This is a genomic window from Aeromonas sp. s2 (assembly GCF_040907935.1).
GTDB lineage: Bacteria > Pseudomonadota > Gammaproteobacteria > Enterobacterales > Aeromonadaceae > Aeromonas > Aeromonas dhakensis.
The window spans coordinates 117,992-133,640 of record NZ_JBFOCR010000027.1 but is presented as its reverse complement, the minus strand read 5'-3'; the positions used below and the strand labels follow the sequence as shown (position 1 = coordinate 133,640).

Below are 15,649 nucleotides of genomic sequence, written 5' to 3'. Positions count from 1 at the left end.
AGTTGGCAGTTGGCAGTTGGCAGTTGGCAGTTGGCAGTTGGCAGTTGGCAGTTGGCAGTTGGCAGTTGGCAGTTGGCAGTTGGCAGTTGGCAGTTCAAATTCGCACGACAGACACGCAGACGAAAAGAAAAGGCGACCCTGGGGTCGCCTTCGTTTTGTTTGTTATGGCTGAGGCTGCATGACGGCCACATCCATGGCAGTCGCGCATCGCACCCGTGCACTCAGGGCATAAAGCCCCGTCTCCATACCGCAGGTGAACAGCCCTCAGGCATCTTCAACTCACGCCAGCTTGCCATCGAGCTCGGCAATCTTGGCAGACCAGTAGGCCGGCCCAGTCTCGTGGATATTGTTGCCCTGGGAGTCGACCGCCACGGTCACCGGCATGTCCTCGACTTCGAACTCATAGATGGCTTCCATGCCCAGATCGGCGAAGGCCACCACCCGCGCCTTCTTGATGGCCTTCGCCACCAGATAGGCGGCACCACCGACGGCCATCAGATAGACGGCCTGGTGCTGTTTGATGCTCTCGACCGTCTTGGGGCCCCGCTCGGACTTGCCGATCATGCCGATGAGGCCGGTTTCCCCCAGCATCATGTCGGTAAACTTGTCCATCCGGGTGGAGGTGGTCGGGCCGGCCGGGCCGACCACTTCGTCACGCACGGCATCGACCGGGCCCACGTAATAGATGAAGCGGTTGGTGAAATCGACCCCTTCCGGCAGCCCCTCACCTTTTTTCAACATGTCGGCAATGCGCTTGTGAGCGGCATCGCGACCGGTGAGGATCTTGCCGGAGAGCAGCACGGTATCTCCGCTCTTCCAGCTGGCGAGCTCTGCCTTGGTGATGCCGTCGACATTGACCCGGCGCACGTTGCCGCCGGCAGAGCGGGTGATCTCCGGCCAATCTTCCAGTTTCGGCGGGGTCAGTTCGGCCGGGCCGGAACCATCCAGCTCGAAGTGGACATGGCGGGTGGCCGCGCAGTTGGGGATCATCACCACCGGTTTGGAGGCGGCATGGGTCGGGGCGGACTTCACCTTCACGTCCAGCACGGTCGTGAGGCCGCCGAGGCCCTGGGCACCGATGCCGAGCTTGTTGACCTTGTCGTAGAGCTCAACTCGCAATTTCTCCTCTGTGGTCTCGGGGCCACGAGCGATCAGCTCCTGAATGTCGATGTGCTCCATCAGGGCCTCTTTGGCCAGCACCGCCGCTTTTTCGGCAGTACCGCCGATGCCGATGCCCAGCATGCCGGGCGGACACCAGCCGGCCCCCATGGTCGGCACTGTCTTGAGCACCCACTCGACGACGTCGTCGGAGGGGTTGAGCATCACCATCTTGGATTTGTTCTCGGAGCCGCCGCCCTTGGCCGCGATGCTCACTTCCACCTTGTTGCCCGGGATCATGTCGATGTGCACCACGGCCGGGGCGTTGTCTTTGGTGTTCTTGCGGCTGCCGGCGGGGTCGGCCAGCACGGAGGCGCGCAGCGGGTTGTCCGGATTGGTGTAGGCGCGGCGCGTCCCTTCATCCACCATCTCCTGCACCGTCATGTCACTATCCCACTGCACCTGCATGCCGATCTTGACGAAGCAGGTGACGATGCCGGTATCCTGGCAGAGCGGACGATGACCTTCGGCGGACATGCGGGAGTTGATCAGGATCTGGGCCAGGGCATCCTTGGCGGCCGGGTTGATCTCCCGGTCATAGGCGGCCTTGGCGGCATGCACGAAATCGAGGGGGTGGTAGTAGGAGATGTACTGCAGGGCGTCGGCGATGGAATCGATAAAATCCTGTTTTTTAATGATGCTCATATCATCCTCACTGGTCCTTGTCTCCCGTGTTGGTTGGAGCAAGGGCTTCCATATGAGCCGTGCTTCGGTGGGGTGGTGCCAGGCGGTCTGCCTGTCTGCCCGATAAGACAACGGCGCGTTTTTTCTAAAAATTCCGGCGCCTATGATACGCTTGCCACCCCCGTACCGGCTAGGGAGCAGGCTGTAAACTGTTGCCTGTGTAACAAAAAATGAAACCAACGCTGCATATCCACCATTTTGAACACCAGATGGCGCTCCATGCGCTGTTCGCCCGCCTTCACCACCTGCCCTGGGCCATGTTGCTGGGATCCGCTGGCCCGCAGGGTGCGGACAACCGCTTTGACATCATCACCGCCGATCCGCTGGCCACCCTGCAGACCGACGGGGCGCTGACTCACATCGAGCAGGGAGAGCAACACGAGTCCAGTGAAGATGATCCGCTGACCTTGCTGGCCCGGTGCCAGCGCGACCTGCTGGGAGAGATCACCACTCAAGCGCCCCCCCTGCCCTTCATCGGCGGGGCGCTCGGCCTGTTTGGCTATGATCTGGGCCGCCGCTTCGAGCGTCTGCCGAACCTGGCCGCCCGCGACGTCACCATCCCTGACATGGCGGTCGGCATCTATGACTGGGCCCTGCTGCGGGAGGTGGCAACGGGCAAATGGCAGCTGGTGCACTGGGGCGACGAGGCCGGCCTTGCCCGCCGGCTGCAGTGGCTGGAGGCACAACACGAGCTTGCCGCAGACCCCTTCGCTCTTGCAGGCGCTTGGCGCAGCAACATGAGCCGCGCCGAATATGGCGACAAATTTGCCCGGGTGCAGGCCTATCTGGCGGCAGGGGATTGCTATCAAATCAACCTGACCCAGCGTTTCAGCGCCCCCTATCGAGGTGACGAGTGGCAGGCTTACCAGGCGTTGTCACGGGCCAACCGCGCCCCCTTCTCGGCCTTCCTGCGCTTGCCGCAAGGGGCCATCCTGAGCCTCTCCCCCGAGCGTTTCCTGCTGCTCGACCAGCGCCACATCGAGACCAAGCCCATCAAGGGTACTCGTCCGCGGCTGGCCGACCCTACGCTGGATCAGGCCAGTGCCCGCGAGCTGGCGGAGGCCGACAAGGACAGATCGGAAAATCTGATGATCGTGGATCTGCTGCGCAACGACATCGGCCGGGTGAGCCGGCCCGGTTCGGTCAGCGTGCCCAGCCTGTTTGCGGTGGAATCCTTTCCGGCGGTGCACCACCTGGTCTCCACCATTCACGGCGAACTGGATGACCGCTGGCAAGGAGTGGATCTGCTGCGCGCCTGCTTCCCCGGTGGCTCCATCACAGGCGCCCCCAAGATCCGGGCCATGGAGATCATCGAGGAGCTGGAGCCCCAGCGGCGCAACGCCTACTGCGGCAGCATCGGCTACCTCAGCCAGCACGGCCGGATGGACACCAGCATCTGCATCCGCACCCTGATCGCCGCACAGGGCCAGCTCCACTGCTGGGCTGGCGGTGGCGTCATCGCCGACTCCGACGTGGACGACGAATATCAGGAAACCTATGACAAGGTGGCCCGCATCCTGCCACTGCTGGACGCACTGCGTTGAAAACCTGACAAAATGATCTCAGCGACTTGAAGGAGTGAAGAAGAATCGAGATGGAACGAGCAGAACTGCTGACCCGCTTTTTGTTGCAACGCCCCGCCCCCGCTCACCGGCTGACGGTGGCCGGGCTCAAGCCCGCCGCCGTGCTGCTGCCGCTGGTTGAACGGGCCGACGGCCTGCAATTGCTGCTGACCCGGCGCAGCCCGCACCTGCGCCACCATGCGGGACAGATAAGCTTCCCCGGTGGCAGGCAGGATCCGGACGACCGGGATCTGATCCACACGGCGCTGCGGGAAACCCAGGAAGAGCTCGGCATAGTCCCGGCCCAGATAGAGGTGCTTGGCACCCTCGCTCCCCTCAACACCGTCTCGCAATATGACGTGCTGCCGGTGCTGGGACTGGTGGCGGCCGACTATCAGCTCACCCTGAGCCGGGATGAGGTCGACCAGGCCTTCGAAGTGCCGCTCAACCACCTGCTGGATCCGCGCCACCATATCGCCCTGACCATTCCCAGAGCCGATCACCTGCATACCATCTACTGGATCCCCTGGCAGGACCATTTTATCTGGGGCGCGACCGCCAGCATGATCCGCCAGCTGTCACGGCAACTCTCTAGATAACATATTGCCAACAAATGCCTGTGCAATATTCATGCGTTAACACTAAAATAACGTGGTATTTTATAAAAAATAATTGATTAATTCTTCTTTCGATCACATTTCCATAAAAGAGTGCGGTTTTTAGTCCCATAAAGGTGAATTTGATCAACATTTTTGATTAAAAAACCCGTATCCTTGCGCCGATTCTATAAAAACCACAATTCAGGGGTGAGACACATGTCTAATACTGTCACCGGCGCACAGGATGTTGCGACCTCACAGGAGCAAGGAACCCGCTCAGTCCAATCGCGTGGTTGGACCAAACAAGACACTCGCTGGGTAATCAGCCTGTTCGGTACCGCCGTCGGCGCCGGCATCCTGTTCCTGCCCATCAACGCCGGCATGGGCGGCTTCTGGCCGCTGGTGGTCATGGCGCTGCTGGTCGGCCCCATGACCTATCTGGCACACCGCGGCCTCGCCCGCTTCGTGCTCTCGTCAAGCAAACCCAATGCAGACATCACGGAAGTGGTGGAAGAGCACTTCGGCGTGGGTGCCGGCAAATTAATCACCCTGCTCTACTTCTTCGCCATCTACCCCATCGTGCTGATCTACGGGGTGGGCATCACCAATACCGTGGAAAGCTTCATGGTCAACCAGCTGCAGATGACGGCGCCGCCGCGCTGGATCCTCTCCATCGTGCTGATCATGGGCATGATGTCGGTGATGCTGGCTGGCGAGAAGCTGATGCTCAAAGTGACCGAGTTCCTGGTCTATCCGCTCATCGCCATCCTGGTGGGGATCTCCTTTTACCTGATCCCGGACTGGACCGGTGCCGCCCTCTCCCAGGTGCCGTCCGGCAAGGACTTTGCCATCACCCTGTGGCTGACCATCCCGGTGCTGGTGTTCTCCTTCAACCACAGCCCGGCGATCTCCAGCTTCGCCCTGGCCCAGCGCCGCGATCACGGCGAGCAGGCGGTCGAGAAGTCTGACGCCATCCTCAAGCGCACCGCCACCATCCTGCTCGGTTTCGTGATGTTCTTCGTCTTCTCCTGCGTGATGAGCCTGACCCCGGCACAGCTGGCCGAGGCCAAGTCCCAGAACATTGCCGTGCTCTCCTACCTGGCCAACCAGCACTCAAGCCCCATCATCTCCTACTTCGGTCCGCTGGTGGCGTTCGTGGCCATCGTCTCCTCCTTCTTCGGCCACTACCTGGGTGCCCGTGAAGGCCTGAAGGGGATGATCGTCCAGAACCTGCGCAAGTCAGGCAAGGAGCCGAACCACAAGAAGGTCGAGATCTTCATCATCGCCTTCTTCATCCTGACCCTGTGGGGCACTGCTGTGATCAACCCCTCCATCCTCGGCATGATCGAGTCGATGGGCGGCCCCATCATCGCCACCATCCTGTTCATCATGCCGATGTACGCCATCAAGCGCGTGCCGGCCATGGCGAAGTATCAGGGCCACATCAGCAACGGCTTCGTGGCCCTGATGGGGATGACTGCCATCTCCGCCATCCTTTACCAGCTGATCGGCTAACGCGGTCAGAGACCAGCAACAATGCCAGCCGGGTAACCGGCTGGCATTTTTTTATAGTGCAGGGCTGATTGCAGATCTTCGCGAGGCAAAAAGAGAGGCACCCTTGAGAGCGAGTTAGCTGGCAAGCCACAACAACCCGGCAATGCCTGCTCACGTTTTCGCTCTGACGACCCACCCTGCTCGGGCTGGTGTATCGAGCCACCGTCAAGCCGATCAACTCCTGCCGCATCATCCGAGACGGCAAAGCCCTCCCTCTTCCACGCTCGCACACCCCCTTCATCCAGACTCAGTGATATCTGCCGGGTTTCAGGTCGTGAAGCCTTCTTCTCTGTTTGCCGGGAGGGTTGCCAGGAGTCACGACAGTTACCCGCCCCATCCGAACAGCAATAAAAAACGCCCTCAAATGAGGGCGTTGTCGTTGTGATAGGAAGATACGGCTATCAGGCTTCGCTGTTTGGCACCGGCGAGATGTCCAGCAGGGTCTCATCTTCGGCCATGCAGGCCGCGGCGGTGAACAGTACGTCGGTGGAGCTGTTGAGGGCCGTCTCTGCGGAGTCCTGCAGCACGCCGATGATGAAGCCGACCGCCACCACCTGCATGGCGATGTCGTTGCTGATGCCAAACAGGCTGCATGCCAGCGGGATCAGCAGCAGGGAGCCGCCGGCCACACCGGAGGCGCCGCAGGCACTGACGGTCGCAACCACGGAGAGCAGAATGGCCGTCGCCGGATCCACGTCCATCCCCAGGGTGTGGACCGCCGCCATGGAGAGCACGGTAATGGTGATGGCCGCACCGGCCATGTTGATGGTGGCGCCCAGCGGGATGGAGACCGCGTAGGTATCCTCCGGCAGACGCAGTTTTTCGCACAGCGTCATGTTGACCGGGATGTTGGCGGCGGAGCTGCGGGTGAAGAAGGCGGTCACACCGCTCTCTTTCAGGCAGGTCAGCACCAGCGGATAGGGGTTGCGGCGGATCTTCCAGAATACGATCAGCGGGTTGACCACGAAGGCGATGAACAGCATGCAGCCGATCAGCACCACCAGCAATTGGGCATAGCCAAACAGGGCCTCAAAACCGGTTTCCGCTAGGGTGGAGGCTACCAGACCCAGAATGCCGAGCGGCGCGCAGCGGATCACCGCTTTCACAATGGTGGAGACGCCGTGGGACAGGTCGGTGATCACCGCTTTGGTCCCCTCGCTGGCGTGGCGCATGGCGATGCCAAGGCCGATGGCCCAGGCCAGGATGCCGATGTAGTTGGCGTCCAGCAGCGCCTTGACCGGGTTGGTCACCACGTTGAACAGCAGGGTCTGCAGTACCTCGGTGATGCCGCCCGGCGGGGTGATCTCGGCACTGTTCGCCACCAGGTGCAGGTTGGTGGGGAACAGGAAGCTTGCAACCACGGCCACCGCAGCCGCCAGGAAAGTTCCCAGCAGATAGAGCAGCAGGATCGGCTTCATGTTGGTTTTTTGACCCTGCTTGTGGCCGATGATCGCCGCCATCACCAGTACGAAGACCAGCAGCGGCGCCACCGCCTTCAAGGCACCGACGAACAGGCTGCCGAGCAGACCCGCCGCTTTGGCCCATTCCGGCATGAACATGGCAAGGAGGATACCGAAGACCAGACCGACCAGGATCTGGCTAACCAGGCTGGTGCTGTTGACCAGTCTTATGAGGGGGTGTTGTTGTGTCATCAAATAGTCCCTGAGCACCTAAGTGCGTGAATCATTAGTCCTGTTGGCAACCGCTACACCAGGCGACACCCATGTCACGGGCTGGCGTCGTCTGCCCCGGCAAGCCTTCTGTCGAGCCTGTCCGGAAACACACGGGGTTGCGGACAAGGAATATCCCATCTGCAGCCGCTTTTTTCCACAGAATCACTGAAAAATATCCGCTTCGCCTCACAAAAAATCTACAACACCGAGATAACACAATATCAACAACGCTCAAATGGATGCCATTTCCCCCCCCGATTGCCCTCCAGCCTCCACCCGGCGGTGGTATCATGACGGTTTTGCCGCGGAGCCTTTGCCATGATCTCATCCCTGTTGACCCGTCACTTTGGCTTCGATCGGTTGAGGCCGGGACAGGAAGAGGTGATCAGCCGGCTACTGGCGGGCAAGAACGCCGCCGCCATCTTCCCCACCGGCTCCGGCAAATCCCTCTGCTATCAGTTGCCGGCACTGGCCCTGCCCCACCTGACCCTGGTGATCTCCCCCCTGATCGCACTGATGCACGATCAGCTCGCCTTTTTGCGCAGCAAGGGGATCGCCGCCGCCACCCTCGACTCCAGCCTGACTGCGGAGGAGAGCCGCCGGGTGATGCAGCAGGCCAACGACGGCCAGCTCAAGATCCTGATGATCTCGGTGGAGCGCCTCAAGAACGAGCGCTTTCGTCGCTTCATCCAGCAGGTGCCGCTGTCAATGCTGGTGGTGGACGAGGCCCACTGTATTTCGGAATGGGGCCACAACTTTCGCCCCGACTACCTCAAGCTGCCTGACTATCGCCGCGAACTGGCCATTCCCCAGGTGCTGCTGCTGACGGCCACCGCCACCCCGGCCGTGATGGCCGACATGCAGGCCAAATTCGACATCGAGGATGACGGGCTCATCGTCACCGGCTTTTATCGCGCCAACCTGGACCTGGCCGTCATCCCCCTGCCCGCCGAGGCGCGCGATAGCTGGCTGCATGGGGAACTGGCGCGCGATCCCGCCGCCCCCACCATCATCTACGTCACCCTGCAGCACACCGCCGAAGCCTGTGCCGCCCAGTTGCAGCAGCGCGGGATCAGGGCCCGAGCCTATCATGCCGGGCTCGACGCCACCTTGCGCAGCCAGATCCAGCACGACTTCATGACCGGCAAGCTGGATTGCATCGTGGCCACCATCGCCTTTGGCATGGGCATCGACAAGGCCGATATTCGTCGGGTGATCCATTACGATCTGCCCAAGTCCATCGAAAACTACAGCCAGGAGATAGGCCGTGCCGGCCGCGACGGCCAGCCTTCCCGCTGCATCGTGCTGGCCAATCGCAGCCAGTTGCCGGTGCTGGAGAATTTCGTCTATGGCGACACTCCGGATCGCTTGGCCATCGTCGCGCTGCTCGAGATCCTGCTGCAAAGCGGCAGCGAGTGGGAATTCAGCCTGCTGCGTCTGTCCAATGAGACCAACATCCGCCAACTACCTCTCAAGACCCTGCTGGTCTATCTGGAGATGGCGGGCATCATAGCCCCGGCCTACAGCTACTTTGCCGAGTACCGTTTCAAGTTCGTGCTGGAGAAAGTGGAGATCCTGGCCCGCTTCAACCCCGAACGACGCCTGTTCCTGGAGCAGCTGTTCGCCTGCGCCCCGCAGGCCCGCAGCTGGTGCACCATGGACTTCGAAGCACTCTGGCAAGGCTATCAGGGGGAGCGGCACCGCGCGGCGGCGGCCTTGGACTACCTGCAGCAGCAGGGCTGGATCGAACTGGAAAGCAAGCAGATGACCGAGGTTTACCGGGTGCTGCGCCAGGAGATTGACGTGGCAACCCAGGCCGATGAGCTGCACAACTTGTTTGAAAAGAAAGAACACAGCGAGCTGGCCCGTCTGCAGGCATTGCTGGGTTTCTTTACCTCAAGCAGTTGCCTGAGCCATGAACTGGCACGCTACTTTGCCGATCGGGCTGCGCCCACTCATTGCGGGCACTGCTCTGTCTGTCGGGGCGAGGTGGCAGAGCTCCCCCCCTTGCCCGGCCGGACACTCCCCAATGAACAGGGACTAAGAGCCTGGTGCGATCCCCTGGTGGCCCTGTGTCACACCCGGCATCCGCGCATCCTGACCCGCTTTCTGTGCGGCATCGCCACGCCGCTCACCACCCGGGTCAAGGCGAAAAGCCTGGCCGGATTTGGCCAGCTGGCATCCCACCCCTTCGCCGACGTCCTAGCGGCGGTTTCCCGCATTTATCCGCTCCACCACGATCACTAGCTCACCAGACAGCGTCGATTGCGCTGAAAAAATAAGACCCTCGCATTTGCGAGGGTCAAGCCAACGGAAACGTGCTTAAACAGAGCTTTGTATCGGCAACCAGCCACTCTCTTGCTAAAGCGCTGACTGCCCGACACAGGGCCAATCTAGAGCAGTCGCAATGTAGCGTCAATGTAAAAATTAGAGCTAAAACACCAAACAATTAACTTTACGTGCACGTAAACGTAATGCCATTTTTGCTGCGTGGCGCGCTCCCCCTTGCCCTGACTGCGCTTGCGGCAGCCGGCCAGGAACAATGCGGTGCAGTTTCCATTTTTTGACAAACATTTATTTTTTATGTCTTTGACATTTGCCTCACTATCATGGCAAAAATAATTTAACAGTCAGTAACATAGGTGTGTCACTGATTGCGCCTTCCCGCATCGGGTCGGGAAGTACCCTTGCAAATTTAAACCAATAGTTGGTGATGGATTACTGGGGGCTGTTGACTAGGCTTAATGAGGTAAACAGAACAAAAGTAGTGATCCACTCTTTTCAGGGTAAGCGACTATAACGAGGGCAAAGTTATGGGCATCTTCGAGCATTATCAACAGCGATATGAGAAAGCCAGGGAAGAGGAATACAGCATCCAGGAGTTCCTGGATATGTGTAAGCAGGACAAGTCCTGCTACGCCTCCGCCGCCGAACGTCTGCTGACCGCCATCGGTGAGCCTGAGATGGTCGACACCTCTGCCAATCCCAGACTCAGTCGTCTTTTTTCCAACCGCGTCGTGGCACGCTATCCCGCCTTCAAAGACTTCTACGGCATGGAAGAGGCCATCGAACAGATCGTCTCCTATCTCAAACACTCCGCCCAGGGGCTGGAAGAGAAGAAACAGATCCTCTATCTGCTGGGCCCGGTCGGCGGTGGTAAATCCTCGCTGGCAGAAAAACTCAAATCCCTGATGCAGAAGGTGCCTATCTATCGCATCAAGGGGTCACCGGTCAACGATCACCCCTTCTGCCTGTTCGACATCGAAGAAGATGGCGAGCTGCTGGAAAAAGAGTACGGCATCCCGCGCCGCTACCTGCGCCCTATCATGTCCCCCTGGGTCGCCAAGCGGCTGCACGAGTTTGGTGGCGACATCACCAAGTTCAAGGTGGAGAAGGTCAACCCCTCCATCCTCGACCAGATTGCCATCGCCAAGACCGAACCGGGCGATGACAACAACCAGGACATCTCCTCTCTGGTCGGCAAGGTGGACATCCGCATGCTGGAGCACTTCGCCCAGGATGACGCCGACGCTTACTCCTACTCAGGCGCACTGTGCAAGGCGAACCAGGGGATCATGGAGTTCGTCGAGATGTTCAAGGCCCCCATCAAGGTGCTGCACCCACTGCTGACCGCCACCCAGGAGGGCAACTACAACGGTACCGAGGGGCTATCCGCCCTCCCCTTCGACGGCATCCTGCTGGCTCACTCCAACGAATCCGAGTGGCAGCAGTTCCGCAACAACAAGAACAACGAGGCCTTCCTCGACCGGGTCTACATCGTCAAGGTGCCTTACTGCCTGCGGGTGTCGGAAGAGGTGAAGATCTACGAGAAGCTGCTGGTCAACAGTGAGCTGACCGATGCCAAGTGCGCCCCAGGGACCCTGGAGCTGCTGGGCCAGTTCTCCGTGCTGTCGCGCCTCAAAGAACCGGAAAACTCCAGCATCTACTCCAAGATGCGGGTCTATGATGGCGAGAGTCTCAAAGATACCGATCCCAAGGCGAAGAGTTATCAGGAGTACCGCGATTACGCCGGCGTCGACGAGGGGATGAATGGCTTATCCACCCGCTTTGCGTTCAAGATCCTCTCCCGCGTCTTCAACTTCGATCACGCGGAAGTGGCGGCCAACCCGGTACACCTCTTCTATGTGCTGGAGCAGCAGATCGAGCGCGAGCAGTTCCCGCAAGAGCTGCACGACCGCTACCTTGAATTCATCAAGGGCTATCTGACCCCGCGCTACGTGGAGTTCATCGGCAAGGAGATCCAGACCGCCTACCTCGAGTCCTACTCCGAGTACGGTCAGAACATCTTCGATCGTTATGTCACCTACGCCGATTTCTGGATCCAGGATCAGGAGTACCGTGACCCCGAGACCGGCCAGCTGTTTGACCGCGCCTCCCTCAACAGCGAGCTGGAGAAAATTGAAAAACCTGCCGGGATAAGCAATCCGAAGGATTTCCGCAACGAAATCGTCAACTTCGTGCTGCGTGCCCGCGCCAACAATGCAGGCCGTAACCCCAACTGGACCAGTTACGAGAAGCTGCGCACCGTGATCGAGAAGAAGATGTTCTCCAACACGGAAGAGCTGCTGCCGGTTATCTCCTTCAACAGCAAAACCTCGGCCGAGGAGCAGAAGAAGCACGATAACTTTGTCGAACGGATGATGGAGAAAGGCTACACCCGCAAACAGGTGCGTCTGCTCTCCGAGTGGTATCTCAGGGTACGCAAGTCATCCTGACCCTGACTGTTCAAGGGGGAGTTATGGCGCATTTTATCGACCGCAGGCTCAACGGCAAAAACAAAAGCGCTGTCAATCGGCAGCGCTTCATCCGCCGCTACAAGAAGCAGATCAAACAAGCGGTCTCTGATGCTGTCTCCAAGCGCAGCATTCAGGACGTGGATACCGGCGAGAGCATCAGCATCCCGACCAAGGACATCGGCGAGCCCCATTTCCATCAGGGGCAAGGCGGTAAACGGGAGATGGTGCACCCCGGCAACGATCAATTTGTCTCCGGCGACAAGATTGACCGCCCCAAGGGAGGAGGTGGCGGTCAGGGCTCCGGCGAAGGGCAGGCTTCCAATCAGGGAGAGGGGGCGGACGACTTCGTCTTCCAGATCTCCAAGGATGAGTATCTGGACCTGTTGTTTGAAGATCTGGAATTGCCGAGGCTGCAAAAGACCCAGCTCAATCAGCTGATGGAAGTCAAAACCTACCGGGCGGGTTACACCTCCAACGGGGTGCCCGCCAACATCAACGTGGTGCGTTCACTGCAAAACTCGCTGGCCCGCCGCATGGCGCTGCAGGCAGGCAAGAAACGCCAGCTGCACGAACTGGAGGATCGTCTCGCCCTGTTGGCCGCCGATCCCACCGAACACTTTGCGGAGATGGCCCAGCTCGAAAAAGAGATCCGTGAGCTGAAGAGACGGATCGATGCGGTGCCCTTTATCGACACCTTCGATCTCAAGTTCAACAACTTCGTCAAGCGGCCCGTGCCTTCCAGCCAGGCGGTGATGTTCTGCCTGATGGACGTGTCAGGCTCCATGGATCAGGCCACCAAGGAGATGGCCAAGCGTTTCTATATCCTGCTCTATCTGTTCCTGAGCCGGACCTACAAGAACGTCGAAGTGGTCTACATCCGTCACCACACCCAGGCCAAGGAAGTGGACGAGCACGAATTTTTCTACTCCCAGGAGACGGGCGGCACCATCGTCTCCAGTGCGCTCAAGATGATGAACGACATCATCAACGAACGTTACCCCGCCAACCAGTGGAACATCTACGCAGCACAGGCGTCAGATGGTGACAACTGGGCCGACGACTCGCCGCAGTGCCGGGAGATCCTGGTGCGGGACATCATGCCGCGGGTGCGGTACTACTCCTACATCGAGATCACCACCCGCGCCCACCAGACCCTGTGGCACGAGTATGAGTCGGTCGCCAGCCAGTTCCCCCACTTCGCGATGGAGCATATTCGCAAGGTCGAGGATATCTATCCGGTATTCCGGGAGCTGTTCAAGAAGCAAGCGGCTTGAGGGAGGTCATATGGTAGAAACCGCAAGAAAAGTAGCGCCGCTGGACAATGGCCCGGACTGGAACTTCGACCTGCTGGACATTTACCATCAAGAAATAGCCCGGGTCGCCAAATTCTATCGACTGGACACCTACCCCAACCAGATAGAGGTGATCACGGCAGAGCAGATGATGGATGCCTACTCCAGCGTCGGCATGCCCATCGGCTATCAGCACTGGTCATTCGGCAAGCGCTTCATCCACACCGAACGCAACTACAAGCGTGGCCAGATGGGGCTGGCCTACGAGATCGTCATCAACTCGGATCCCTGCATCGCCTATCTGATGGAGGAGAACACCATGCCGATGCAGGCCCTGGTGATGGCCCACGCCTGCTACGGCCACAACTCCTTCTTCAAGAACAATTACCTGTTCAAGGCCTGGACCGATGCCTCTTCCATCATCGACTATCTGCTGTTTGCCAAGAACTACATCACCGAATGTGAAGAGAAGCACGGCATCGACGCGGTGGAGAAACTGCTCGACTCCTGCCATGCACTGATGAACTTCGGGGTGGATCGTTACAAGCGGCCTCAGAAGATCTCCATGGCCGAAGAGAAACGACGACAGAAGGCACGGGAAGACTATCTGCAGACCCAGGTCAACGAACTGTGGCGCACCCTGCCCAAACAGCACAAGGCCTCCGGGGTGGAAGACCGGCGCTACCCTGCCGAGCCACAGGAGAACATTCTCTATTTCATCGAGAAGAATGCCCCCCTGCTGGAGCCCTGGCAGCGCGAGATCGTACGTATCGTGCGCAAGATCAGCCAGTACTTCTACCCGCAGAAACAGACCCAGGTGATGAACGAAGGGTGGGCCACCTTCTGGCACTACACCATCCTCAATCACCTCTATGACGAGGGCAAGATAAGCGATCGCTTCATGATCGAGGTGCTGCACAGCCACACCAACGTGGTCTATCAGCCCCCCTACAACAGTCGCTACTACTCGGGGATCAACCCCTACGCCCTCGGCTTTGCCATGTTCACCGATCTGCGCCGCATCTGCGAGCACCCGACCGAGGAGGACAGATACTGGTTCCCCGACTACGCCGGCAGCAACTGGGTGGAGACGCTGCATTTCGCCATGCAGAACTTCAAGGACGAGAGCTTCATCAGTCAGTTTTTGAGTCCCAAGGTGATGCGCGACATGAAGCTGTTCGCCATCGATGACGATGATCTGAAGAACTACCTGAAGGTCTCGGCCATCCACAACGACGAAGGCTATCGTCAGGTGCGCAACACCCTGTCAGCCCAGTATAACCTGAGCAATCTGGAGCCCAACATCCAGGTCTACAACGTGGCGGTGAAGGGGGATCGCTCCCTCACTCTGCGCTATGTGCCACACAACCGGATCCCGCTGGGGGACTCCCGTCACGAGGTGCTCAAACATCTGCACCAGCTGTGGGGCTTCGACGTGATACTGGAGCAGGACAATGGCGAACTGCCTCCCGACATCATAGGGCGCTGTCCGGAGAAGAAGCCGGTCTGATCCCCTCACCTTGCAGCCATAAAAAAACGCGCCAATCGGCGCGTTTTTCTTGCATCAGAACAGGCTCAGTTGTCGCAGAGATTGCTCGGCATGTCCTGGCGCAAACGGGTCCAGAGTTTACCGGACTCGATGCCATATTGGCGCACCGTCATGAACACGGCCTCGTGATTCTTGGTCTCGGCCAGGTTAAGCAGGGTCTTGTAGTAGGCATCCGCGGTTTCTCGCGCCTGCTTGTCGGAGAAGTAGTAGCGGCCAACCCGGCTGTACAGCCCTTTGAAACCGTTCAGGATCAAGGCGTAGATGGGATTGCCGGAGGCGAACGACAGCTGATGGTGCAACCGGTAGTCGAAGTCCGCATAGGCTTCGGCTGTGTTCTCCACCTCGGCGGCGCCGCGCAGGATCTCGGCGGCCTGCTCCGGGTTGTTGCGGATCGCGCCACGAATGAAGATGGTGCAGATGTTGGTGCGCGCCGACAGCAGCTGAGCCACCAGATCCGGTACCTTGTCCTGATCGAGGCGAGCCAGGGTCTCCAGAATGTTGAGTCCCGAGGTCTCCCAGAAGTTGTTCACCTTGGTCGGTTTACCATGCTGGATGGTGAGCCAGCCATCGCGGGCCAGACGCTGCAGCACTTCACGCAAGGTGGTTCGGGTCACGCCAATCAGCTCGGACAGCTCGCGCTCGGCCGGCAAGATGGATCCTGGAGGAAAGCGATTGTTCCAGATGGACTCGATGATGTATTCCTCGGCAAACCCTGCGGGGCTCTGCGCTTTTATGACCATGTAGTGACTCTGTTGTAGTACGTAAAAAAGGCTCACGAATAATAGCAAAGCAGGGAGGGCTGGCAAGCAGAAGGTCAGTCC

General features: G+C 59.3%; 11 protein-coding genes. 8 read left to right on the top strand and 3 right to left on the bottom strand.

Annotated features, from left to right (window positions below):
• The coding region (locus tag AB5Y81_RS20595; RefSeq protein ID WP_368146802.1) for a hypothetical protein at positions 1-182 on the top strand (182 nt) is incomplete at its 5' end.
• Between the two features lie 97 nt (positions 183-279).
• Here AB5Y81_RS20595 and AB5Y81_RS20590 read toward each other — a convergent pair.
• Positions 280-1,803: a fumarate hydratase gene (locus AB5Y81_RS20590; protein WP_010634118.1), complete on the bottom strand. Its 1,524-nt coding sequence runs from the start codon at positions 1,801-1,803 to the stop codon at positions 280-282.
• A gap of 248 nt (positions 1,804-2,051) precedes the next feature.
• Between AB5Y81_RS20590 and pabB the strand changes: the two genes are divergently transcribed.
• The 3 genes from pabB to AB5Y81_RS20575 all read left to right on the top strand — a co-directional run bounded on the left by pabB (position 2,052) and on the right by AB5Y81_RS20575 (position 5,518).
• On the top strand, positions 2,052-3,386 hold the full coding sequence (pabB, locus tag AB5Y81_RS20585; protein ID WP_010634119.1) for an aminodeoxychorismate synthase component 1: 1,335 nt from the start codon (positions 2,052-2,054) through the stop codon (positions 3,384-3,386).
• Between the two features lie 50 nt (positions 3,387-3,436).
• Positions 3,437-4,003, top strand: coding sequence for a CoA pyrophosphatase (locus AB5Y81_RS20580; RefSeq protein WP_005300376.1), 567 nt, complete (start codon positions 3,437-3,439; stop codon positions 4,001-4,003).
• A 216-nt stretch (positions 4,004-4,219) separates the two neighbouring features.
• Positions 4,220-5,518 carry an HAAAP family serine/threonine permease gene (locus tag AB5Y81_RS20575; RefSeq protein WP_279484406.1) on the top strand — a complete coding sequence of 433 codons (1,299 nt, stop codon included), beginning with the start codon at positions 4,220-4,222 and terminating at the stop codon, positions 5,516-5,518.
• Positions 5,519-5,958: 440 nt separating this feature from the next.
• On the opposite strand, the gene sstT is transcribed toward AB5Y81_RS20575, so the two are convergent.
• Positions 5,959-7,209: a serine/threonine transporter SstT gene (gene sstT / locus AB5Y81_RS20570; RefSeq protein ID WP_010634121.1), complete on the bottom strand. Its 1,251-nt coding sequence runs from the start codon at positions 7,207-7,209 to the stop codon at positions 5,959-5,961.
• Positions 7,210-7,548: 339 nt separating this feature from the next.
• Between sstT and AB5Y81_RS20565 the strand changes: the two genes are divergently transcribed.
• The 4 genes from AB5Y81_RS20565 to AB5Y81_RS20550 all read left to right on the top strand — a co-directional run bounded on the left by AB5Y81_RS20565 (position 7,549) and on the right by AB5Y81_RS20550 (position 14,789).
• Positions 7,549-9,477, top strand: a complete 1,929-nt coding sequence (locus AB5Y81_RS20565; RefSeq protein ID WP_010634122.1) for an ATP-dependent DNA helicase RecQ — start codon at positions 7,549-7,551, stop codon at positions 9,475-9,477.
• Between the two features lie 566 nt (positions 9,478-10,043).
• The gene (locus AB5Y81_RS20560) at positions 10,044-11,966 is read left to right on the top strand and encodes a PrkA family serine protein kinase (RefSeq protein ID WP_005300364.1); all 1,923 of its coding nucleotides are present in this window, start codon (positions 10,044-10,046) and stop codon (positions 11,964-11,966) included.
• A 23-nt stretch (positions 11,967-11,989) separates the two neighbouring features.
• Positions 11,990-13,261, top strand: a complete 1,272-nt coding sequence (locus AB5Y81_RS20555; RefSeq protein ID WP_010634123.1) for a YeaH/YhbH family protein — start codon at positions 11,990-11,992, stop codon at positions 13,259-13,261.
• 10 nt (positions 13,262-13,271) lie between these two features.
• Complete coding sequence (locus tag AB5Y81_RS20550) at positions 13,272-14,789, top strand: SpoVR family protein (protein WP_279484407.1); 1,518 nt, start codon at positions 13,272-13,274, stop codon at positions 14,787-14,789.
• A 65-nt stretch (positions 14,790-14,854) separates the two neighbouring features.
• Here the strand turns inward: AB5Y81_RS20550 and fadR are convergent, their stop codons facing one another.
• Positions 14,855-15,568 (bottom strand): fatty acid metabolism transcriptional regulator FadR, encoded by a 714-nt coding sequence (gene fadR, locus AB5Y81_RS20545; protein WP_017780097.1) that lies wholly within the window; start codon positions 15,566-15,568, stop codon positions 14,855-14,857.
• Positions 15,569-15,649: the final 81 nt, after the last annotated feature.

What these genes read in the sequence shown, in the direction of transcription:
- AB5Y81_RS20590 (WP_010634118.1), bottom strand. Translation starts at nt 1,803, where the DNA reads ATGAGCATCATTAAAAAACAGGATTTTATCGATTCCATCGCCGACGCC.
- pabB (WP_010634119.1), top strand. Translation starts at nt 2,052, where the DNA reads ATGGCGCTCCATGCGCTGTTCGCCCGCCTTCACCACCTGCCCTGGGCC.
- AB5Y81_RS20580 (WP_005300376.1), top strand. Translation starts at nt 3,437, where the DNA reads ATGGAACGAGCAGAACTGCTGACCCGCTTTTTGTTGCAACGCCCCGCC.
- AB5Y81_RS20575 (WP_279484406.1), top strand. Translation starts at nt 4,220, where the DNA reads ATGTCTAATACTGTCACCGGCGCACAGGATGTTGCGACCTCACAGGAG.
- sstT (WP_010634121.1), bottom strand. Translation starts at nt 7,209, where the DNA reads ATGACACAACAACACCCCCTCATAAGACTGGTCAACAGCACCAGCCTG.
- AB5Y81_RS20565 (WP_010634122.1), top strand. Translation starts at nt 7,549, where the DNA reads ATGATCTCATCCCTGTTGACCCGTCACTTTGGCTTCGATCGGTTGAGG.
- AB5Y81_RS20560 (WP_005300364.1), top strand. Translation starts at nt 10,044, where the DNA reads ATGGGCATCTTCGAGCATTATCAACAGCGATATGAGAAAGCCAGGGAA.
- AB5Y81_RS20555 (WP_010634123.1), top strand. Translation starts at nt 11,990, where the DNA reads ATGGCGCATTTTATCGACCGCAGGCTCAACGGCAAAAACAAAAGCGCT.
- AB5Y81_RS20550 (WP_279484407.1), top strand. Translation starts at nt 13,272, where the DNA reads ATGGTAGAAACCGCAAGAAAAGTAGCGCCGCTGGACAATGGCCCGGAC.
- fadR (WP_017780097.1), bottom strand. Translation starts at nt 15,568, where the DNA reads ATGGTCATAAAAGCGCAGAGCCCCGCAGGGTTTGCCGAGGAATACATC.